At 70.1% G+C, this 20,455-nt stretch carries 19 protein-coding genes; 10 read left to right on the plus strand and 9 right to left on the minus strand.

Features of this window, described 5'->3' with window-relative positions:
• Positions 1-20 precede the first annotated feature (20 nt).
• From A4R43_RS24340 to A4R43_RS24355, 4 genes are all read left to right on the plus strand, one after another.
• Positions 21-602: a PadR family transcriptional regulator gene (locus A4R43_RS24340; RefSeq protein WP_113694456.1), complete on the plus strand. Its 582-nt coding sequence runs from the start codon at positions 21-23 to the stop codon at positions 600-602.
• 80 nt (positions 603-682) lie between these two features.
• A complete protein-coding gene (locus tag A4R43_RS24345) occupies positions 683-1,669 on the plus strand; it encodes an ATP-binding cassette domain-containing protein (RefSeq protein WP_113694457.1) in 987 nt (328 codons plus the stop codon).
• The gene (locus A4R43_RS24350) at positions 1,659-2,426 is read left to right on the plus strand and encodes an ABC transporter permease (RefSeq protein WP_113694458.1); all 768 of its coding nucleotides are present in this window, start codon (positions 1,659-1,661) and stop codon (positions 2,424-2,426) included. Before A4R43_RS24345 ends, A4R43_RS24350 begins: the two co-directional genes overlap by 11 nt.
• A 97-nt stretch (positions 2,427-2,523) precedes the next feature.
• Complete coding sequence (locus A4R43_RS24355) at positions 2,524-3,138, plus strand: GH25 family lysozyme (protein ID WP_113694459.1); 615 nt, start codon at positions 2,524-2,526, stop codon at positions 3,136-3,138.
• Here the strand turns inward: A4R43_RS24355 and A4R43_RS24360 are convergent.
• Positions 3,127-4,110: a DUF4185 domain-containing protein gene (locus tag A4R43_RS24360; RefSeq protein WP_113694460.1), complete on the minus strand. Its 984-nt coding sequence runs from the start codon at positions 4,108-4,110 to the stop codon at positions 3,127-3,129. The genes A4R43_RS24355 and A4R43_RS24360 overlap by 12 nt on opposite strands.
• 28 nt (positions 4,111-4,138) lie before the next feature.
• On the opposite strand from A4R43_RS24360, the gene A4R43_RS24365 reads away from it, so the two are divergent.
• Positions 4,139-5,407, plus strand: a complete 1,269-nt coding sequence (locus tag A4R43_RS24365; protein WP_113697852.1) for an aminodeoxychorismate synthase component I — start codon at positions 4,139-4,141, stop codon at positions 5,405-5,407.
• Here A4R43_RS24365 and A4R43_RS24370 read toward each other — a convergent pair.
• Positions 5,391-6,350, minus strand: coding sequence for a quinone oxidoreductase family protein (locus tag A4R43_RS24370; protein WP_113694461.1), 960 nt, complete (start codon positions 6,348-6,350; stop codon positions 5,391-5,393). The two genes, A4R43_RS24365 and A4R43_RS24370, sit on opposite strands and share 17 nt — an antisense overlap.
• Before the next feature lie 81 nt (positions 6,351-6,431).
• Here A4R43_RS24370 and A4R43_RS24375 point away from each other — a divergent pair, with 81 nt between their 5' ends.
• The gene (locus A4R43_RS24375) at positions 6,432-6,986 is read left to right on the plus strand and encodes a QsdR family transcriptional regulator (protein WP_236808225.1); all 555 of its coding nucleotides are present in this window, start codon (positions 6,432-6,434) and stop codon (positions 6,984-6,986) included.
• Here A4R43_RS24375 and rsmI read toward each other — a convergent pair.
• Positions 6,975-7,820 (minus strand): 16S rRNA (cytidine(1402)-2'-O)-methyltransferase, encoded by an 846-nt coding sequence (rsmI, locus tag A4R43_RS24380; RefSeq protein WP_113694463.1) that lies wholly within the window; start codon positions 7,818-7,820, stop codon positions 6,975-6,977. The genes A4R43_RS24375 and rsmI overlap by 12 nt on opposite strands.
• A 194-nt stretch (positions 7,821-8,014) precedes the next feature.
• Between rsmI and A4R43_RS24385 the strand changes: the two genes are divergently transcribed.
• Positions 8,015-9,592, plus strand: coding sequence for a dolichyl-phosphate-mannose--protein mannosyltransferase (locus A4R43_RS24385; protein WP_113694464.1), 1,578 nt, complete (start codon positions 8,015-8,017; stop codon positions 9,590-9,592).
• Between the two features lie 7 nt (positions 9,593-9,599).
• Here the strand turns inward: A4R43_RS24385 and A4R43_RS24390 are convergent, their stop codons facing one another.
• Positions 9,600-10,418, minus strand: coding sequence for an NmrA family NAD(P)-binding protein (locus A4R43_RS24390; RefSeq protein WP_113694465.1), 819 nt, complete (start codon positions 10,416-10,418; stop codon positions 9,600-9,602).
• 134 nt (positions 10,419-10,552) lie between these two features.
• Here A4R43_RS24390 and A4R43_RS24395 point away from each other — a divergent pair, with 134 nt between their 5' ends.
• A complete protein-coding gene (locus tag A4R43_RS24395) occupies positions 10,553-11,530 on the plus strand; it encodes a chitinase (protein WP_113694466.1) in 978 nt (325 codons plus the stop codon).
• A 69-nt stretch (positions 11,531-11,599) separates the two neighbouring features.
• Here A4R43_RS24395 and A4R43_RS24400 read toward each other — a convergent pair whose 3' ends face one another.
• Positions 11,600-13,342 (minus strand): serine/threonine-protein kinase, encoded by a 1,743-nt coding sequence (locus A4R43_RS24400; protein ID WP_113694467.1) that lies wholly within the window; start codon positions 13,340-13,342, stop codon positions 11,600-11,602.
• A gap of 239 nt (positions 13,343-13,581) precedes the next feature.
• Here A4R43_RS24400 and A4R43_RS24405 point away from each other — a divergent pair, with 239 nt between their 5' ends.
• Together A4R43_RS24405 and A4R43_RS24410 are read left to right on the plus strand one after the other, a co-directional pair.
• Entirely contained in the window at positions 13,582-15,456 is a 1,875-nt protein-coding gene (locus A4R43_RS24405; RefSeq protein WP_113694468.1) for a propionyl-CoA synthetase, read from the plus strand.
• A gap of 131 nt (positions 15,457-15,587) precedes the next feature.
• Positions 15,588-17,204 (plus strand): beta-N-acetylhexosaminidase, encoded by a 1,617-nt coding sequence (locus tag A4R43_RS24410; protein ID WP_113694469.1) that lies wholly within the window; start codon positions 15,588-15,590, stop codon positions 17,202-17,204.
• 1 nt (position 17,205) lies between these two features.
• On the opposite strand, the gene A4R43_RS24415 is transcribed toward A4R43_RS24410, so the two are convergent.
• From A4R43_RS24415 to exaC, 4 genes are read right to left on the minus strand one after another with little or no spacing between them, the layout of a single operon-like run.
• On the minus strand, positions 17,206-17,781 hold the full coding sequence (locus tag A4R43_RS24415) for a TetR/AcrR family transcriptional regulator (RefSeq protein ID WP_113694470.1): 576 nt from the start codon (positions 17,779-17,781) through the stop codon (positions 17,206-17,208).
• Positions 17,771-18,466, minus strand: coding sequence for an MOSC domain-containing protein (locus A4R43_RS24420; protein ID WP_205215072.1), 696 nt, complete (start codon positions 18,464-18,466; stop codon positions 17,771-17,773). The genes A4R43_RS24415 and A4R43_RS24420 overlap by 11 nt, the downstream gene beginning before the upstream one ends.
• Positions 18,467-18,494: 28 nt before the next feature.
• The gene (locus A4R43_RS24425; protein ID WP_113694471.1) at positions 18,495-18,836 is read right to left on the minus strand and encodes a DUF779 domain-containing protein; all 342 of its coding nucleotides are present in this window, start codon (positions 18,834-18,836) and stop codon (positions 18,495-18,497) included.
• Positions 18,836-20,359 carry an acetaldehyde dehydrogenase ExaC gene (gene exaC / locus A4R43_RS24430; protein ID WP_113694472.1) on the minus strand — a complete coding sequence of 508 codons (1,524 nt, stop codon included), beginning with the start codon at positions 20,357-20,359 and terminating at the stop codon, positions 18,836-18,838. Before exaC ends, A4R43_RS24425 begins: the two co-directional genes overlap by 1 nt.
• Positions 20,360-20,455: the final 96 nt, after the last annotated feature.

The raw sequence follows: 20,455 nt of genomic DNA on the forward strand, positions 1-20,455 counted from the left end.
GTTCTGTCCTGGGAGGCCCGTTGTCCGCGACCCGCTTGCTGGTGCTCGGCGTGGTGCGGATCAGCGGCCGCGCCCACGGCTACCAGGTGCGGCGGGAGCTGCTCAACTGGCGTGCGGACAGCTGGGCCAGCGTGCAGCCCGGCTCGATCTACCACGCGCTGAAGAAGATGGCGCGCGAAGAACTCCTGGAAGAGGTCGAGACCGAGTCGGGGCGCGGCCCGGACCGCGTGGCCTACCAGCTCACCGAAGCCGGTGAGCGCGAGTTCTTCCGGCTGCTGACCGGCGCGCTCACCGACGCCGACATCACCGGGCACGAGCTGTCCGCCGGCATCGTGCTGATGCCGATGCTGGAGCGCTCGCGCGCCATCGAGCTGCTGAAACTGCTGGAGGTCCGGCTCGACGGCGCGACCGCGGAGACCGCGCACACCGCCGAGCACGCACGCGAGTGGGGGCACCCGCCGCACGTGGTGCGGATGTACGGGCTCTGGGGCGGGCTCACCGAAACCGTGCGCTCCTGGGTGCACGACCTGGTCACCGCGCTGGAGGCGGGCGAGTACCAGATGGCCGACGACGAGCCGCCCACCTTTCCCGTGCACCGGTAATCCCGGTTGACCCGATCGCGATAGCCAGGGAACATACCGGTCGCTTCACTAGTCAAATTTGATTACCGAGAGGGGAAGGCATGATCACCGCACGCGGCCTCGCCAGGCGGTTCACCGCCCGTGGCCGCACGGTCGACGCCGTCAAGGGCGTCGACATCGATGTGGCCGAGGGGGAACTGGTCGGCTTCCTGGGGCCCAACGGGGCAGGCAAGACCACCACGCTCCGGATGCTCACCACGCTGCTCAAGCCGACTTCGGGGCAGGCCACCGTCGGCGGTTGCGATCTGCTGGCCGACCCGGTCGGGGTGCGCCGCCGCATCGGGTACGTCGCGCAGGCCGGCGGCACCTGGCAGGACTGCAAGGTGATCGAGGAGATCGAGATCCAGGGCAGGCTGTACGGACTGTCCAAGGCCGACTCGCTGGCCCGCGGCGCCGAACTGGCCGAGCAGCTGGACCTGGCCAGCCTGGACCAGCGCCAGACCAAAACGCTCTCCGGCGGCCAGCGCCGCCGCCTCGACATCGTGCTCGGCCTGATCCACCGGCCCGGCCTGGTTTTCCTGGACGAGCCGACCACCGCGCTGGACCCGCAGAGCCGCGCCAACCTGTGGGAGCACATCCGCGCGCTGCGCACGCAGCACGGCGTCACGGTCTTCCTGACCACGCACTACCTGGACGAGGCCGACTCGCTGTGCGACCGTGTGCTGGTCATCGACAACGGCGAGATCGTCGCCGAGGGCACGCCCGACTCGCTCAAGGCGCGCGTCTCCGGTGACGGCGTGACCGTCGGCGTGCCCGCCGAGTCGGCCGCCGCCGCGGCCGAGATCGCCGGGCGGCTGACCGGCGCGCACGAGGTGTCCATTGTGGAGGACACGGTGCGCTTCCGGGTGCCGCGCGGTGACGTGGCGATGCCCGAACTGCTGCGCGCGCTGGACACCGCGGGCATCACGATGGAGTCCATGCAGGTGCACCGGCCGACGCTGGATGACGTTTTCCTCACCCTGACCGGTCGTTCCCTGCGCGACGCCGAGGCCGCCACGCCCGCTCCGGAGGCCGCGAATGTTCCGTGACATCTGGCTGATCTTCAAGCGGGACATGACGCTGTCCCTGCGCAACCCGGCCTGGGTGCTGATCGGCATCATGCAGCCGCTGCTCTACCTGTTCTTCTTCGGGCCGCTGATGGAGAAGGTCGTGGAGAACACACCGGGCTTCCCGCCGGGCAACTCGTGGGCGGTGCTCACCCCGGCGATCATGGTGCAGACCGCGTTGTTCGGCACCTCGTTCGCCGGGTTCGGCCTGCTCGCCGAATACCGCGCGGGCGTCACCGAGCGGTTCCGCGTGACGCCGATCAGCCGGGCGGCCCTGCTGCTCGGCAAGCTGCTCGCGGCCAGCTTCCAGGCGATCGTGCAGGCGCTGCTGATCATCGTGGTGGCGTTCCTGGTGTTCCCGCTGGACGCGCCGGTGACCGGGGTGCTGATGAGCCTGGTGATCGTGGCGCTGCTGGCGATCACGCTCGGCTCGGCGTCCTATTCGGTGGCGCTGCTGATCAAGAGCGAGACCGCTTTCCCGGCGCTGCTGAACGCGGTGCTGATGCCGTTGCTGCTGCTGTCCGGGATCCTGGTGCCGATCACCACCGGGCTGGCCCCGGCGTGGTTGTACAACCTGTCGCGGATCAACCCGTTCTCGCACGTGGTCGACGCCGAGCGCGCGGCGTTCCGCGGGGACATCACGATGGACGCGTTGTTCACCGGTTGCGTGGCGCTGCTGGTGATGGCGGTGCTCTCCCTGTTCTGGGGCGTGCGGACGTTCCAGAAGGAAAACGCGTGAGCGGCTGACATTTTCGGACACGCTGGACCGGTGAGGCCACCATATGTGCTGATCGCACGTATGGTGGCCTTTCACTTACCTCGGGGGGAGGAGGCGAATGCGCGAACCCGAGCCCGAGCGCGGGATCAACCTGTCCCACCACGAAACGGTGGACGACTGGAAAACCGTGCGTGCCAACGGGGTGCTGTTCTCCAGCGTGACGATCACCGAGAGCACGAACTGGAGCGATACAGCGGCGATCCGCAACGTCCGGGCCGCGCAGTCGGCCGGGCTGCACACCGGCGCACGCCACTTCGCCCGGCCCGGTTCGGTGCACGAGCAGGTCACGCACTTCCTGCGCACGGCGAGCCCGCTCGGGGTGTTCGCGCCGGGTTCGCTGGCCCCGTCGCTGGACGTGCGCGCGCCCGGCATCAGCGACCGCTTCATCAAGTCCTGGATCCGCGGGCTGCGGCACGCGGCGAACATCAAGCGGGTACTGGTGTACGCGGGCTACGAGCAGTGGCTGCACGAGTTGCACCCGGACAAGTGGGCCGATTCCGAAGTGGTGCTGTGGCTTGCCCGGCACAACGGGATCCCCGGCCGTCCCGGCTGGTTCCACTCGCGACTCGGCGTGCACCAGCACGGCAGCGGCGACGACGCACCCGGCTTCCACGGCGAGATCGGTTACGACGCCGTGGTGTACCCGTTCGTACTGGCGGACCTACTTCTCTAACTTGCTCCTCATCAGGAACACGTTGTACGGCCCCCACTGCGAGATCAGGTAGTAGATCTCGTCGCCGTCGAGCGCCCACGGGTGCAGGTAACCGCCGTAGAGCGCGGGCCAGTCCTGTCCGGACACCACCACCTCGCCGTCGGACCACGGCCCTTCGAGCCGGTCCGCGGTGCGCAGCACGATCGCCGCGCGGTGCTCGTCGAGGTGCATCGCCAGCCAGCATCCGAAGTGGACGCTGTACTCCACGGACAGCTCGCCGACCGGGCCCGGCAGCACCGGCGCGGCGGCGAACTCGTCGCGGCCCCAGCCGTCGCCGGTCCAGTACCGGTAGGCCGCCGGTTCGAGCACGGACGCCGGGTCGACGCGGGCCAGGTAGGCCGGTCCGAAACGGCCGTTGGTGGTGCCGAACAGGTAGACGTGGTGGTCGTCGCGCGCGAACGAGCCGATCTGGAACGGGTGGTCGCGCTCGGCGCGGTTGATCCAGCGGGCGCGGGCCGGCTGCGCCCAGGTCTCGCCGCCGTCGTCGGACACCGCGATGCCGCCGTAGTTGGTGTGCCACTGGCCGGGCGGTCCCCAACTGCGGACCGACATGTAGTGCACGTACTGCCTGCCGTCGATCGCGATACCGGCGTTGGGAATGATCGTCCACTCGTCACGCGGGTCGGCCGAGGCGAGCACCTGCGCGGCCAGCCCGTCCTCCCTGGTGACCACGCCGTCCAGCACCAGCCCGTGCGACAGGTCTCGCTGGGACGAATGGGCGAGCACGTTGCACCGCCAGTCCGCCTCCGGCGGCCCGGCCCCGTCACCACCCCAGCCCGCGCCGTAGGTGTCGCCGAACAGCACCAGCACCCGGCCGTCCCCGGCGTCCCAGAGCACGCCGAGATCGGTGGCGTGGATGCCGAACCGCTCGTCGGTGCCCGTGCCGGCCCCGGTGACCTGTGCCACTCGCGTGGTTTCCAGTACTCGGACCATGCCCCGACGGTAGGTCACAATGGCCGCCATGCGGTTGGTGCGCGCGGCGATGCACTCGACGGTGGCGCCCGAGGTGGCGCTGTCGCTGCTCGACGCGCGCGCCCGCGCCCGCGGCCTGCCGCCACCGGCCGCGTTGTCGGGCGAGTGGTTCGGCTCGCGCGCGGTGCTCGCGCCCAGCGTGGCGATCGGCGAGGTGGCGCCCGATTCGGCGTATTCGCTGCCGATGCTCCCGGTGGACGGCGTGGTGCCCGGCGCGATCGGCGGCGGCTGGTTCGGTTACCTGTCCTACGACCTGACCGATCCCAGCGGGCGGCGCACGCCACTTCCCCGAGCCGCCTGGGGCTGGGCGGATCACGTGTTGCGATTGGACAGTGACGGCACGTGGTGGTTCGAAGCGCTGGTCGACGGCGACGAGCCGCACGAACTCCGGCAGGAACTCGAAGCCGTGTTGCGCGGGGTGCCGCCCCGGCACGGCTGGACGCCCACCGAACTGCACCGGCCACTGCCCGCCGAGCACCACGACGCGGTGAAGGCTTGCGTGCACGCGATCGAAGCGGGCGAACTGTTCCAGGCGAACATCTGCACGCGCTTCTCGGCCGCCTTCGACGGCAACGCCGCCGAGCTGTTCGGCGAAGGCACCCGGCGGCTGCGGCCGCGGCGAGCCGCGTTCCTCACCGGCGACTGGGGTTCGGTGGTTTCCCTGTCGCCGGAGCTGTTCCTCGCCCGGCACGGCGATCTGGTCCGCTCCACGCCGATCAAGGGCACGCTCCCCCGCCGCGGCCCGGACGACGACCACCTGGCCGGGCTGCTGCGGCAGTCCGAAAAGGACGTCGCGGAGAATGTGATGATCACCGACCTGGTGCGCAACGACCTCGGCCGGGTCTGCGCGGTCGGCAGTGTCCGGGTGCCCGAGCTGCTCGCCGTGCGCCCGGCGCCCGGCGTCTGGCATCTGGAGTCCACTGTGGAGGGTCGGGTGGTCACCGGGGACGCCGCGCTGCTCGAAGCCACCTTCCCGCCCGGCTCGGTGACCGGCGCGCCGAAGATCCGCGCGCTCGACCTGATCGCGGAACTCGAGCCCGTGCCGCGCGGGGTGTACACCGGCGCGATGGGGCTGGTCTCCCCGGTCGCCGGGCTCGAGCTGAACGTCGCGATCCGCACCTTCGAACTGCACGCGGGCCGGCTGTGGCTGGGGGTCGGCGGCGGCATCACCGCCGACTCCGACCCGGCCCGCGAATGGCAGGAGTGCCTGCACAAGGCGGCACCGCTGGACCGGCTGCTGGCTACGCCCTGGGGTTGAGCAGCAGCTTGCCGGTGGTCGCGCGGGATCGGATGTCCTCGTGCGCCCGGCGGGCGTCGGCCAGCGCGTACTCGCCGCCGTTGATCGCCTTGACCTGACCGCTCTTCGCCAGGTCGAACAGCTCGGCGAGGCCGCGCTCGAACACGCCGCCCGGCAGGCGCAGCGCGTGCGGCAGCCAGATGCCGGAGATGGTGGTCGAATGGCCGAGCAGGTTGCGCAGCTCGACCGGCTTCGGCTGCTCGCGGCTGGCCATGCCGTAGAAGGCGAGGCGGCCGAACGGCGCGAGCGCGGCGATGCTCTCGTCGGTGATGCGACCGCCGGTCATGTCGAGCACGATGTCCACCCGCTTGCCACCGTTGGCCTCGCGCAGCACGTCGGTCATGTTCTCGGCCCGCGAGTCCACCGCCACGTCGGCGCCGAGGTCGACGGCCAGCTCGCGCTTGTCCTCGGAACTGGCGGTCGCGATCACGCGGCCCGCGCCCCACGCCTTCGCCAGCTGCACGGCGAGCGAGCCGACGCCACCGGCGGCCGCGTGCACGACCACCGACTCACCGGCCTCCAGGTGCGCGTTCTTGCGGAGCAGCAGCCACGCGGTCATGCCCTGCGCGATGAACGCGAGCGCCGCGGTGTCGTCGACGCCGTCCGGCACCTCGTAGGTGGTCGCTTCCGGCGCGATGGCCTTCTCCGCGTAACCGCCCGCCTTGTGGAGCAACGCCACCACGCGCCTGCCGTCCGGCGTGCGGCCGACCACCTCACCACCGGGCACCAGCGGCAGCTCGGTCGGCGCGAGATAGCTGTTCTCGGCCTGGTGCGTGTCGGCGTAGTTGACGCCGGCGTGGTCGACCTCGATCAGCACCTCACCGGGGCCGGGCTCCGGATCGGGCAGCTCCACCAGCTTCAGGACCTCGGGTCCGCCGAACTCGGTCACCTGCACAGCACGCATTCCAGCCAGCCTTTCCCTCGTCGAATGAGACGATCCTACCGATCGTCTCATGGTGAGACAATGTCGTGTTATGTTCCATACGTGGTCTCCACCAAACCGGACGTGACGGACGCGTTCCAGCTGGCGCGGCAGTGGTTCCTGGCCGGGCGGCGGATCGACATGCAGGAGCTGGCCGCCGAGCTGAAGGTCGGGCGGGCCACGCTGTTCCGGTGGGTCGGCAACCGGGAGCAGCTGCTCGGCGAGGTCATCTGGTCGATCACCGAGCGCACCTTCGACCGGCACAACCGCGCGGTCGGCGGCTCGGGCGGGGCGCGGATCGCCGAGGTCGTCGGCACCTACGTGCGCACGGTCAACAACGACGGGCCGTTCCGCGCGTTCCTGCGCCGCGAGCCGGAACGCGCGCTGCGGCTGCTCACCACGAAGGCCAGCCTGGTGCAGCGCCGCACCATCGCGGCGGTCGAGTCGATGCTGACCGAGGAGATCGACCGGGGCGCGCTGGAACCGCCGCTGCCGGTGCACGACCTGGCCTACCTGATCGTGCGGATCGCCGAGTCGTTCATCTACACCGACATCATCTCCGGCGAGGAACCCGACGCCGACAAGGCGCGAGAGGCCGTCGCCGCGTTACTTCGCTGACTTGCGCGCGGCCAGTACCGCGTCGTACAGCTCCTTCTTCGACACGCCGGTCGCTTCGGCCACCTCGGCGGCTGCCGTCTTGAGGCGCTCCCCGGCGGCCACGCGGTCCGCGACCTCGCCGACCAGGTCCTCGACGCTGGCCGAGCGCGGGGGCGCGGGCTCGACCACCACGGTGATCTCCCCGCGCACGCCCTGGTCGGCCCAGTCGGCCAGCTCGCCGAGGGAACCGCGCTTGACCTCTTCGTACGTTTTGGTCAGCTCGCGGCACACGGCGGCCCGCCGATCGGGGCCGAGCACCTCGACCGCGTCACGCAGGGTGCTGGCCAGCCGGTGCGGTGATTCGAAGAACACGGTGGTGCGTGGCTCAGTGGCCAGGCCACTCAGCCACCTAGCCTTTTCGCCACTTTTGCGCGGGGCGAAGCCGTCGAAGCAGAACCGGTCCGACGGCAGGCCGGACAACGCCAGCGCGGTGGTCACGGCGGACGGGCCGGGCAGGCAGGTGACCGGCAGCTCCTCCTCGACGCAGACCGCGACCAGGCGGTAGCCGGGATCGGACACGCTGGGCATGCCCGCGTCGGTGACCAGCAGCACGGTCTCGCCCGAACGGATCGACTCGAGCAGCTTCGGCAGGCGCGCGGTTTCGACGTCCTCGTAGAAGCTGATCACCCGGCCGGCAGGCGCGACCTCCAGCGCGGCGGCGAGATTGCGCAGGCGGCGCGTGTCCTCGGCGGCAATCACGTCAGCCGCGGCCAGCGCCTCCACCAACCGCCGGGACGCGTCACCCACGTCCCCCAGCGGTGTCGCGGCGAGCACCAGCCGCCCGGTTTCGGCCATGGCGAGAGCCTAGATGAGCGGTTGCTTGAAGCCGGCGGTCGCCACCCCGGGGGTTGGGGCGGGCGGGACCAGTCGGACCAGCCGGGCTGGGCAGCCGGGACACGGCCGGGCACAGCCGGATCGGCGGACTGGCGGAGCGGCCCGGGCTGGGCGCTCGCGGCGTCCTCACACCTCGGCGCCTAGGATCGGGTCCCGTGACCGCACTCCTGACGCGCCCGTTCGGTGACGGCCCGCGCCCGGATCCGGTTGACGAGCACGCCCCGCCCACCGACCGCGAAGCCGTCCTGCTCGGCCGTCCGATGCCGGTCGACCGGCTCCGCGGCTGGCTGGTCACGCTGGTACTGGTGGTCATCGGCGGCGTGATCCGCTTCCAGAACCTCGGCGTCCCGACCGACAAGGGCACGCCGGTCTTCGACGAGAAGCACTACGTCCCGCAGGCGTGGCAGATGCTGCGCAACGGCGGCTACGAGGACAACTACGGCTACGAGCTGATCGTGCACCCGCCGGTCGCCAAGCAGCTGATCGCCATCGGCGAGTGGCTCTTCGGGTACAACGGCTGGGGCTGGCGCTTCTCCGCCGCGCTCGCCGGGACCGTGCTCATCCTGCTGGTCATCCGCATCGCCCGCCGGCTGACCAGGTCCACCTTTCTCGGCGGTGTCGCCGGGGTGCTGGTCATCTGCGACGGCGTGCTCCACCTGCAGTCGCGCATGGGCATGCTGGACATCTTCACCGCGCTCTTCGTCGTCGCCGCGTTCGGCTGTCTGCTGATCGACCGCGACCAGGTGCGTGAACGCATGGCGCTGGCCGTGCGCGAAGGCTGGGCCGACGAATCACCGTACGGGCCGCGGCTCGGGTTCCGCTGGTGGCGGTTCACCGGCGGGGTGATGATCGGGCTTTCGCTCGGCGTCAAGTGGTCCGGGCTGTACTACATCATCGCGTTCGGCCTGCTCTGCGTGGCCTTCGACGTGGCGGCCCGCCGCGCCGCCGGCGTGCCCCGGCCGTGGGTGGGCACGCTGCGGCGCGACGTCGCCCCGGCGCTGTGGGGCCTGGTCGCCATCCCGGTGCTGGTCTACCTGGGCACCTGGACCTTCTGGTTCGCCAGCGAAACAGCCACCGACCGGCACCTGGTCGAACTGGACAACATCCAGCCGTGGTGGATCTTCGGCTGGGTGCCCGACGCGCTCGCCTCGCTCGTGCACTACTCGCTGCACGTGCTCGACTTCCACTCCGGGCTGAAAACCCCGGAGAACGACCCGCACCCGTGGGAATCCAAGCCGTGGACGTGGCCGATGGGGCTGCGCCCGATGCTCTACGCCTACGAGTCCGGGCCCGCCGCGGCCGGCTGCGGTGAAGCCGACTGCGTGCGCGCCACCATGCTGATCGGCACCCCGGCGATGTGGTGGCTGGCCGTGCCGGTGCTCGCGTGGGGCCTGTGGCGCTGGCTGTTCCGCGCGGACTGGCGCTACGCCTCCGTGCTGGTCGCCTACCTGGCCGGCCTGCTGCCGTGGTTCGTCAACCTCGACCGCCAGATGTACTTCTTCTACGCCACGCCGATGGCGCCGTTCCTGGTGCTCGGCCTGACCCTGGTGCTCGGCCAGGTGCTCGGCGCGGTGCAGCAGGGGTTCGAACGGCGGGGCACCGGACTGCTCGTGGTGTCGTTGTACGTCGGGCTGGTGGTGGCCAACTTCGCCTGGCTGTGGCCGATCCTGAACGGCGATTCGATCACCAACACGCACTGGCAGGCCGAGTTGTGGCTGCCGTCGTGGCGGTGACCCGCGCTCAGCGGAAGGCGTCGGCGTTCTCGCGCGCCCACTGCGCGAAGGTGCGTGCCGGGCGGCCGGTGACCCGCTCGACGGTGTCCACCACGGTGTAGCCCTCGACCGGCGGATCGGCGTACCAGCCGATGACGTGGTCGACGGCCTCCGGTGAGGCACCCATGTCCCGCAGGCGGGCCCTGGCCTGCTCCTCGGTCAGCTCGACGAACCGGATGTCACGCCCGGTGGCCGCGCTGAGCTGCGCTATCTTGTCCGGCACGGTCAGCACCTCCAGCCCGCTGAGCACGTATTCGCGGCCGTTGTGCCCGGGGTTCAGCAGCGTCTCCACCGCGACGGCGGCGATGTCGGCTTCGTGCACCATCGCGCTGCGCAACCCGGCGAACGGATCCCTGGCGACGCCCTCGGTGCGGATGGAGTCCGCCCACAGCAGCGTGTTGGACATGAACTCGACCGGCTGCAGCGTGGTCCAGGACAGCCCGCTGGCCGCGATGTCCGCCTCCAGCGGGCCGGGTTGCCCGCTCCAGAGCATGGTCACGTGCCGGACGCCCGCCGCGAGGGCGCGCTTGGCGATCTCGGGTCCGGTGGTCAGCGCCGAGCCGTCGGAACCGTCGAAGGTGATCAGGTAGGCGGCGCTCACCCCCTCGAACGCGGCGTCGAGCGTCTCGGGCGCGGCCAGGTCACCGGCCACCACCTCGACGTCGTCCGGCAGCTTCGCCGCCGCCGGGTTCCTGGTCAGCGCCCGCACCGGCACCCCGCGTTCCCGCAGCTGGCGGAGCACGTGGCCACCCACGTTGCCGGTCGCGCCGGTCACCAGAATCGTCATCGGAATTCCCTCCTCGTTGGCTGGTCGCGACGCTAGAGGCTCCAGTTGACTCGAGGTCAAGCTGTTGCTTTTCGGCGCATTGGACCAGACCATGGCCGTATTGGTTTAGACCACAAGTCGCCGAAGGAGCCGACATGTCCCCGCGCAAGTCCCCGCTCGCCGCACTGGTCGCGACGGTGTTCCTGCTGCTCGCCGGGTTGCCCGCCACCGCGGGCGCGGCGGTGCCGAACAAGCACCTCACCGGTTACTGGCAGAACTTCGTCAACGGCGCGAAGCCGCAGAAGCTCGCCGACGTCCCGGCCGCCTACGACGTGATCGTGCTGGCCTTCGCCAACTCCGACCCGGCCCGCCCCGGCGCGGTGACCTTCGGCGTGGACCCCGGACTGGCCAGTGCGGTCGGCGGGTACACCGATGCCGACCTCAAGGCCGACATCGCCGCGAAGAAGGCGGCTGGCAAGTCGATCCTGCTGTCCATCGGCGGGGAGAAGGGCAACGTCGACCTCAGCTCACCGGCGAACGTGACCAGGTTCGTCGACAGCTTCGCCGCGATCGCGCAGAACTTCGGCATCCAGGGCCTCGACGTGGACCTCGAACACGGGCTCAACGTCGCGAACACGGCCAGCGCGATCAAGCAGCTGCGCTCGCGGCTCGGCGACGGGTTCCTGCTGACCATGGCGCCGCAGACGATCGACGTGCAGCCCGGCGGCCGGTACCTGCAGCTGATCGAGCAGACGAAGGACCTGATCACCGCGGTGCACACGCAGTACTACAACTCGGGCAGCATGCTCGGCTGCAACGACCAGGTGGTGCACCAGGGCAACGTCGACTTCATCACCGCGCAGGCCTGCTTCCTGCTGCGCACGCTGCGGCCGGACCAGGTCTCGCTCGGCCTGCCCGCTTCGCCGTCGGCGGCGGGTAGCGGGTACGTCAACCCGACCGTGGTGAACAACGCGCTGAGCTGCCTGGCCAAGCGCACGAACTGCGGTTCGTACGTGCCCGCGACAGCGTTCCCGGCGATCGGGGGCGTGATGACCTGGTCGACCAACTGGGACGCCACCAGCGGCGGCGCCTTCTCCACGCCGGTCCGGGCGCACCTGAACTCGCTGCGCTGACCGACGTCACGAATGTGGCTTTCGAGACGCGGAACGTCTCGAAAGCCACATTCGTGACATGCGAGCGGGTCAGTGGGCGCGCGGTACCACTCGGGTGACTGGGCCATCCGGGGACTTGCCCGCCCGCGACAGCCACCCCTCGACTTCCTTCCGCACCGAAGCCAGCGTCGGACGACGGCGTGGTTCCGGGTCCAGCGAGGCGATCAGCAGGCGCGAGTGCACACTCCGCTGCGGCAGCTTGTTCGCCGGTTCCGCCCGCGCCGCCGCCATCAGCGCGGCCATCGGCGTCTCCCGTGTGCCCCGCGGCGGCTGGCCGGACAGGGCGTAGCTCACCGTCGCGGCCAGTTGCCAGGCGTCCGACGCCGGCGACGCGGGCGCGCCCGCCGCGGTCTCCGGCGCGGTGAAGTCCGGCGTGCCGATCATCATGCCGGTCGCGGTCAGCTGCGAGTCGCCCTTGCTGCGGGCGATGCCGAAGTCGATCAGGTGCGCGATGCCCGCCGGGTCCAGGATCACGTTCGACGGCTTCACGTCCCGGTGCAGCACACCCTTCTCGTGCGCCGCCGACAGCGCGCCCGCCATCGTCGCCCACAACCGGCCCGCGGCCACGTCGTCCAGCGGGCCGCCGGTGTCCACCGCGGCGCCCAGCGGCTGCCCCTCCAGGTACTCCATCACCAGCGCGAGCCCGTCCGGCTCCTCGACCAGGTCGTACACCTTCACGCAGTTCGGGTGGTTGACCACGGCCAGCGCCCGCGCCTCACGCTGCATGCGCTCGACGGTGTCCCGGTCCGGCGCGTGCGCGATCTTCAGCGCGATGGTGCGGCCGAGCTGGTTGTCCACGGCCTCCCAGACGGTGCCGAACCCGCCGTGCCCGAGCCGCCGGACCCGGCGGTACCGGCTGCTGCCCGCGGAACCGCTCGAACCGGGCGGAACGGGCATCGGCCCCGGCGTGTTCGCCAGCCCGGGGCTCTCCGCCGGCTGCGGTTCGGGTGCCTGCGCCAGCGCGGTCTTCGGGTACTCCTTCGGCGGCGCGGGCGGCGGCAGCTGACGCTGCTGCGAAGGCGGCGGCACGTATGGCGGCGGTTGCCGCGGCGGCTCCACCGGCCGCCGCTCCGGCGGCCGTTCCGAGCGTTGCAGCGTCGACCAGGCAGGCGGGCCGACCAGCGCCACCGGCATGATGCCCAGCACGATCACCGGCAGGAAGCCCAGCCACAGGTGCACCGCGGTGTTCGCGGAGACCCCGATGCTGAAGAAGAACATCAGCACGAACGGGATCCAGAAGAACCGGGCAGGCCACTTCGGACCGCGGCGCAGCGCGGTGCGGGCCAGCAGCATGACAAACAGCAGGGTGAGCGCGGGAAGACCGATCAGCGCACCGAGGTAGTAGCCGTAGGCCAGCCCGCCCGACGGGTAGAACAGCGCCTCGTAGACGTTCTGCCCACCGCCGAGGTAGTCGCTCTGCTTGCCGATGAAGTCGCAGCGGTTGTTGCCCAGCTCCTCCATCAGCCCGGCGGACAGGTCGGCGCTCTCCCCCGCGCGCACCGCGCTGAAGTTGCTCGACACCCCGATGAACAGCAGCCACGGCATGATCAGCGTGAAGAAGCCGGCGACCAGGCCGATCACGGCCATCATCGTCGGGTCGTACCGGTTCCCGGTGAACTTCCGGATCAGCGCCACGATCACCGCGCCCGCCACCGGGAACAACGCGATCAGCGCGCCCGCCATGCTGGTCGCCCACACCGCGCCACCCGGGCAGAAACCAGGCCCGAACACCTCGTATGCGAACGACAGCAACGAGCTCGCGAATGAATCCACTCCCCGCTCCTTGTCGTTGCCTTGCTACCCGGCTCCAGTATGTCGGGTCTGTCGTTGGACGCGGGCGTCGCCCGGCAGGTTCATCACGGTGCGGACTCGACCGCGTCGGTCGCGTCACCGCCGAACCGGCAATGCTACCTGCCACCAGGGGTGTTTCCCCTGGTCAAGCGGGTTCGTTTCGCTCACGCCGGGCAGCCGGTACAAGATGGGCGTGCCGGCTCGTCGACGAGGAGGTCCCCATGGCCCAGTACGCCGAAACCTATCAGCGGAGCATGTCGGATCCCGAGGGTTTCTGGCTGGCCGCCGCCGAGGGGATCGACTGGACCCGGAAGCCGTCCCGTGCGCTCGACGACTCGGCCGCGCCGCTGTACCGCTGGTTCCCGGACGGCGAGCTGAACACGTCGTACAACGCGCTCGACCGGCACCTCGCCGACCGCGGTGCGCAGGTCGCGCTCATCCACGACTCCCCCGTCACCGGCACCACCAGCCGCTACACCTACCGCGAGCTGCACGAGGCCGTCGCCCGCTTCGCCGGCGCGCTGCGCTCGCTCGGCGTGGACCGCGGCGACCGGGTGATCATCTACATGCCGATGGTGCCCGAGGCGGTGATCGCCATGCTCGGGTGCGCGCGGCTGGGCGCGGTGCACTCGGTGGTGTTCGGCGGCTTCGCGCCGAAGGAGCTGGCGGCCCGCGTCGAGGACGCCAAGCCGAAGGTGATCGTGGCCGCGTCCTGCGGCATCGAGCCGACCAGGGTGGTCGAGTACAAGCCGATCATCGAGGAGGCGCTGCGCGGCACCGAGCACCAGCCGGACAGCGTGGTCGTGCTGCAGCGCGACGCGGCCCGTGCCGAACTCGGCGAGCGCGACATCGACTGGACCGAGCTGGTCGAGGACGCGCAACCGGCGGACGCGGTGCCGGTCGCCGCGACCGATCCGCTGTACATCCTCTACACCTCGGGCACCACCGGGAAGCCCAAGGGCGTGGTGCGGGACACCGGCGGGCACGCGGTCGCGCTGGCGTGGTCGATGGGCGCGATCTACGACATCCACCCCGGGGACGTCTGGTGGACCGCCTCCGACGTCGGCTGGGTGGTCGGGCACTCCTACATCGTCTACGCGCCCCTGCTGATCGGGGCCACTTCCGTGCTGTACGAAGGAAAACCGGTCGGCACGCCGGACGCGGGCGCGTTCTGGCGGGTGATCGCCGAGCACGGGGTGAAGGCGTTGTTCACCGCGCCGACCGCGTTGCGCGCGATCAAGAAGGTCGATCCGGACGCCACCGAGCTGGCCAAGTACGACCTGTCGAAGTTCGGCACGCTGTTCCTCGCGGGGGAACGCCTCGATCCGGAGACCTACCACTGGGCGCGGGAAAAGCTCGGCACCCCGGTGATCGACCACTGGTGGCAGACCGAAACGGGCTGGCCGATTTCGGCGAACCTCCGCGGCATCGAGCCGATGCCGGTGAAACCCGGTTCGGCGACCGTGCCGGTGCCCGGGTACGACGTGCGCATCCTGGACCAGGAAGGCAACGACCTGCCCGCCGGGAAGGAGGGCGCCATCGCCATCAGGCTGCCGTTGCCGCCGGGCACCCTGCCCACGCTCTGGGGTGACGACGACCGTTACGTCGAGGCGTACCTTTCGCGGTACGAAGGCCATTACCTCACCGGCGATTCCGGTTTTCTCGACGAAGACGGTTATCTGTTCGTGATGGGCCGTACCGACGACGTCATCAACGTGGCCGGGCACCGGCTGTCCACCGGTTCGATGGAGGCCGTGCTGGCCGCGCACCCGGCGGTCGCCGAATGCGCGGTGATCGGCGTGCGCGACCCCCTGAAAGGGCAGCTGCCCAGGGGATTCGTCGTGCTCAAGTCCGGTGTGGACATTGACGAAGCGCGGCTGCGCGAGGAGCTGGTGGCCGCGGTGCGCCGCGATATCGGCCCGGTGGCGGCATTCCGCGACGTGTCCGTGGTGGACGCTCTGCCGAAAACCCGGTCCGGCAAGATTCTGCGCAAGACCATGCGCGGGATCGCCGACGGCCGCGACGAGCCGGTGCCGTCGACCATCGAGGACCCGCAGGTGCTCGACGCGCTGCGGTCCGTCCTGCGCGGCGAGTGATCGCGCGGTTACGGATTCCCTGTCCGGGCGACGCCCGCGAAATTCCTCAACCCCACCAACGGCCGTTGTGCTGCCCGGTTTATTGGTCTATACCTTTATGCACTCTTAAGTCTCCCTGCCGGAGGTGCTCCGTGAGGAAGCGTTTGTCCTTGTCCGCCTTGCTCGGTGCGGCCGTGCTGGCCGTGTCGACGGTGGCTTCCACCGGGGCCGCCGCCGCGGCACCCGAGGAAGCGGCGGCCCCGTCGAACCACGGCGGAACCCAGCTGACCGACGTGCTGCCCGCACCGGTCGAAGTCAAGCCGGACGAGCGGTCCCGGTTCTGGCTCACCCCGCTCAGCCGCATCCGCACCCAGCCGGGCTCGAAGGAGGCCAAGCAGGTCGGCGACTACCTGGCCGGCCTGCTGCGCCCGGCCACCGGGTACCCGCTCAAGGTCAGCTCGGCGCCGTCGTGGGCGCCCGGCATCTCGCTGCTGCTCGGCGGTGCCGACCCGCGCATCGGTGACCAGGGCTACCAGCTCGACTCGAACCTCGCCGGCGTGACCATCCGGGCCAACTCGGCCGCCGGGCTGTTCAACGGCGCCCAGTCGCTGCGCCAGCTGTTCGGCACCAAGATCGAGGCCGACACCCCGCAGCGCACCGCCTGGTCGGTGCCCGGCGGGCGGATCGTGGACTACCCGCGCTTCGGCTACCGCGGTGCGTTCCTGGACCTGGCCCGGCACTTCCACACGCCGGACGAGATCCGCGCCTACATCGACCACGTGGCCCAGTACAAGATCAACTACCTGCACCTGCACCTGACCGACGACCAGGGCTGGCGCATCCAGATCGACAGCTGGCCCAAGCTGACCACGGTCGGCGGCGGCCCGGGCACCGGCGTGGACGGCGTCGGCGCCGGTTACCTGACCAAGGCCGACTACGCCGCGCTGAACAAGTACGCGGCCGAGCGGCAGATCACCATCGTGCCCGAGATCGACATGCCGGGGCACACCAACGCCGCGCAGTCCACCTACGCGGAGCTGAACTGCGACGGGATCGCCCCGCCGCCGCGCACGGACATCGAGGTCGGCTACTCCTCGCTGTGCATCGACAGCGAGCTGACCTACAAGTTCGTCGAGGACGTCATCCGCGAAGTGGCGGCCATGACGCCCGGCCCGTACATCCACATCGGTGGCGACGAGGCGCACGCGACCACCGACGAGGACTTCAAGAAGTTCATGGAGCGCGTCATCCCGATGGCGGCGAAGTACGGCAAGAAGCCGTTCGGCTGGCACGAAATCGCCAAGGCGAACTCGCCGGCCACCACCACCCCGCAGTACTGGTGGAGCACGCCGGACGGGGACGCCGCGGTCGCCGAGGCGGTCAAGCGCGGCAGCAAGGTCCTGGTTTCGCCGGCCAACAAGGCGTACCTGGACATGAAGTACGACGAGAACACCAAGCTGGGCCTCAAGTGGGCCGGCTACATCGAGGCCAAGACCGCCTACGACTGGGACCCGGGCACGTTCGTCCCGGGTGTGCCGGAGTCGTCGGTGCTCGGCGTGGAAGCCCCGCTGTGGTCGGAAACCCTGCGGAACATCAACGACATCGAGTTCATGGCGTTCCCGCGGCTGACCGCGATCGCCGAGCTCGGCTGGTCGCCGCGGGCCAAGCACAACTGGGAGAACTACCGCGACCGGGTCGCCAAGCAGGGTCCGCGGTGGACGCTGCAGGGCATCGACTTCTACCGGTCGCCGCAGATCGAGTGGAAGTAGGTCACAGCTGAGCCAGGCGGGCGCGGATTCCGGTCCGCGCCCGCCGGTACGCGTCAGCATCCCCGTACAGCACGGAAAACGCGTTCGCCGCGCGGGCGAGCGCCTCGATTTCGAAGACCACCTGCTCGGCGTCGGCCACCCCGTCGAGCGATTCCACCAGCAGCCGGGTCCAGTTCCGGCTCCGCGCGACCAGTGCGTCGTGCACCCGGCCGTCCCGTGCGTCGAATTCGGCGCACGTGTGGAAGAAGAAGCAGCCGCCGGGAAAGATCCGGGCCTCCGAGTAGTCGAGCCAGCGTTCGCACAGCTCCCGGCACCGGTCCGGACCGGTCAGCGAGGCGGGCACCGGGTCCACCACGTGCTCGGTGAAGATCGCGTTCGCGGCTTCGATCGCGGCGAGCTGCAACTCCTCCTTCGAGCCGAAAACCGCGAAGACCCCGCTCTTGCTCAGGCCCAGTTCACCGGCGAGCCTGCCGATGGACAGCCCGTCGAGCCCCTCCACCGAAGCGAGGTCGACCGCCCGCCGCAGCACCTCGCGCCGGGTCGCGTCACCCCGCGCCAGCCTGCCGTCAACCGGCATCGCGCGCCTCCACCCGCTGCAGCTTGCCGAGCAGGCCGTGCCGGAACTGCTCGGCCAGCGCGGGTGCCTTCACCGCTCGGCGCGCCAGGTCCAGGTACGCGGCCCGCTGCCCGGCGTCGAGATTCGACGGATTGGCGAACGAGATCAGGTACAGCTCGGTGATCGTCGGACTCGCTTCGTCGCGCTCGACCAGGGTGAGCGAGCCGTTGGTGGGCACCGTGCCCGGCTGCCGGACCCGCAGGTACCAGCCGCTGCGGCCGGAGTCGATCATCGCCGGGATGAGGTCGCGGCGGCCGGTTTTCATGCCGAGCTTGTAACACGGCGTCCGCGGCTGGGACACCTCGACGACGGCGTCTCCCCACGACCAGACGTCACCGATGCGGATGGTGGATTCGTCCGCCCCGAGCAGGGAAAGGTTCTCCCCGACCGCACCCGGTTCCAGGTCGAAGGCATCGGCGGCCCAGCCGCGGTAGTGCTCGGCCGGGTAGGCGTAGACGGCCTTGTCCGGGCCGCCGTGCACGCTGAGATCGGCCTGGGCGTCACCGGCGAGGTTCACCTCGGACAGCTCGAGGTGCGCCTCGCCGGTCCTCGCCTTGGTGATGCCGCTGAGCACGGGCTCGCCGCGCTGGTACCCGAGCACGCTCGGCTGCCCGACAAAAACCCCGTTGATCAGCAGTTCGGTCATGGTAGAGAAATTAGCACGACCGTTCGTACTACTCCAGCAGTTTGGACCGGATCAGGAAGCGCACGCCCTCGGGCGCCTCCAGCGAAAACCCGCTGCCCCGTCCCGGCACCACGTCGATGGTCAGGTGCGTGTGCCGCCAGTACTCGAACTGCGGCCCGGACATCCACACCGGCACGTCCTCGATGCCGTCCACCTCGAGATCCCCGAGGTGGACGTCCGCGGCACCGATGCGGAATTCGCCTGCCGGGTAACACATCGGCGCGCTGCCGTCGCAGCAGCCGCCGGACTGGTGGAACATCACCGGCCCGTGCTGTGCCACCAGCTCCCGCAGCAACTCGGCGGCCTCCTCGGTGAGGGCCACCCTCTCCATCAGAAGAAGCCCAGGGCGTTGTCCGAGTAGCTGACCAGCAGGTTCTTGGTCTGCTGGTAGTGGTCGAGCATCATCTTGTGGTTCTCGCGCCCGATGCCCGACGCCTTGTACCCGCCGAACGCCGCGTGCGCCGGGTAGGCGTGGTAGTTGTTCACCCACACGCGGCCCGCCTGGATTTCGCGGCCCGCGCGGAAGGCGACGTTGCCGTCCCGCGACCACACCCCGGCGCCGAGGCCGTAGAGCGTGTCGTTGGCGATCTTCATCGCGTCGGCGTAGTCGTCGAACTTCGCCACCGAGACCACCGGCCCGAAGATCTCCTCCTGGAAGATGCGCATCTTGTTGTGGCCCTCGAACACCGTCGGCTGCACGTAGTAACCGCCCGCGAGGTCGCCGTCCAGCTCGACGCGCTCGCCGCCGGTGAGCACCTTGGCGCCCTCCTGCTTGCCGATGTCGATGTAGGACAGGATCTTCTCGAGCTGGTCGTTCGAGGCCTGCGCGCCGATCTGCGTGTCGGTGTCCAGCGGGTCGCCCTGCTTGATCTTCTTCACGCGCTCCACGGCGTCACCGAGGAAGCGGTCGTAGATGCCCGACTGGATCAGCGCGCGCGACGGGCAGGTGCACACCTCGCCCTGGTTCAGCGCGAACAGGGCGAAGCCCTCCTGCGCCTTGTCGTAGAAGGCGTCGTTCGCGGCGGCGACGTCGTCGAAGAAGATGTTCGGGCTCTTGCCACCCAGCTCGACGGTCACCGGGATGATGTTTTCGCTGGCGTACTGCAGGATCAGCCGCCCGGTGGTGGTCTCGCCGGTGAACGCCACCTTCCGCACCCGCTGGCTGGACGCGAGCGGCTTGCCCGCCTCCACGCCGAAGCCGTTGACCACGTTCAGCACACCCGGCGGGATCAGGTCGCCGATCAGCGAGAGCAGCAGGTGGATCGAGGCCGGGGTCTGCTCGGCGGGCTTGAGCACGACGGCGTTGCCCGCGGCCAGCGCCGGGGCCAGCTTCCAGGTCGCCATCAGCAGCGGGAAGTTCCACGGGATGATCTGGCCGACCACGCCCAGCGGCTCCTTGAAGTGGTAGGCCACGGTGTCCGCGTCGATCTGCGAGATGCCGCCCTCCTGGGCCCGCAGCGCACCGGCGAAGTAGCGGAAGTGGTCGATGGCCAGCGGGATGTCCGCGGCCAGCGTCTCGCGGACCGGCTTGCCGTTCTCCCAGCTCTCGGCGACCGCGATCGTCTCGAGGTTCTGCTCCATCCGGTCGGCGATCTTGAGCAGCACGCCGGCGCGTTCCTCGGGTGAGGTCCGGCCCCACGCCGGCGCCGCGCCCTCGGCCGCGTCGAGCGCCTTCTCGATGTCGTCGGCGGTGCCGCGGGCGATCTCGGTGAACGCCTTGCCGGTGACCGGGCTGGGGTTCTCGAAGTACTGGCCCTTGGCTGGTGCCACGTACTCACCGCCGATGTAGTGGTCGTAGCGCGTCTCGTAGCTGACGACGCTGCCTTCGGTGTTGGGTGCCGCGTACCTGGTCATCTGCGCCCTGACCTCCTGCTTCGTTGCCCGGATTGGCGTTGGCGGCGAAGGTAGGCGCGGTGACGTTGCACGGACGTTGCAGCGCCGTGACGGCGC

It is taken from the genome of Amycolatopsis albispora (genome assembly GCF_003312875.1).
GTDB lineage: Bacteria > Actinomycetota > Actinomycetes > Mycobacteriales > Pseudonocardiaceae > Amycolatopsis > Amycolatopsis albispora.

Excerpts from the sequence above, each read along its gene's own strand:
- A4R43_RS24345 (WP_113694457.1), top strand. The coding sequence starts at position 683 with ATGATCACCGCACGCGGCCTCGCCAGGCGGTTCACCGCCCGTGGCCGC.
- A4R43_RS24350 (WP_113694458.1), top strand. The coding sequence starts at position 1,659 with ATGTTCCGTGACATCTGGCTGATCTTCAAGCGGGACATGACGCTGTCC.
- A4R43_RS24355 (WP_113694459.1), top strand. The coding sequence starts at position 2,524 with ATGCGCGAACCCGAGCCCGAGCGCGGGATCAACCTGTCCCACCACGAA.
- A4R43_RS24360 (WP_113694460.1), bottom strand. The coding sequence starts at position 4,110 with ATGGTCCGAGTACTGGAAACCACGCGAGTGGCACAGGTCACCGGGGCC.
- A4R43_RS24365 (WP_113697852.1), top strand. The coding sequence starts at position 4,139 with ATGCGGTTGGTGCGCGCGGCGATGCACTCGACGGTGGCGCCCGAGGTG.
- A4R43_RS24370 (WP_113694461.1), bottom strand. The coding sequence starts at position 6,350 with ATGCGTGCTGTGCAGGTGACCGAGTTCGGCGGACCCGAGGTCCTGAAG.
- rsmI (WP_113694463.1), bottom strand. The coding sequence starts at position 7,820 with ATGGCCGAAACCGGGCGGCTGGTGCTCGCCGCGACACCGCTGGGGGAC.
- A4R43_RS24390 (WP_113694465.1), bottom strand. The coding sequence starts at position 10,418 with ATGACGATTCTGGTGACCGGCGCGACCGGCAACGTGGGTGGCCACGTG.
- A4R43_RS24395 (WP_113694466.1), top strand. The coding sequence starts at position 10,553 with ATGTCCCCGCGCAAGTCCCCGCTCGCCGCACTGGTCGCGACGGTGTTC.
- A4R43_RS24405 (WP_113694468.1), top strand. The coding sequence starts at position 13,582 with ATGGCCCAGTACGCCGAAACCTATCAGCGGAGCATGTCGGATCCCGAG.
- A4R43_RS24415 (WP_113694470.1), bottom strand. The coding sequence starts at position 17,781 with ATGCCGGTTGACGGCAGGCTGGCGCGGGGTGACGCGACCCGGCGCGAG.
- A4R43_RS24420 (WP_205215072.1), bottom strand. The coding sequence starts at position 18,466 with ATGACCGAACTGCTGATCAACGGGGTTTTTGTCGGGCAGCCGAGCGTG.
- A4R43_RS24425 (WP_113694471.1), bottom strand. The coding sequence starts at position 18,836 with ATGGAGAGGGTGGCCCTCACCGAGGAGGCCGCCGAGTTGCTGCGGGAG.
- exaC (WP_113694472.1), bottom strand. The coding sequence starts at position 20,359 with ATGACCAGGTACGCGGCACCCAACACCGAAGGCAGCGTCGTCAGCTAC.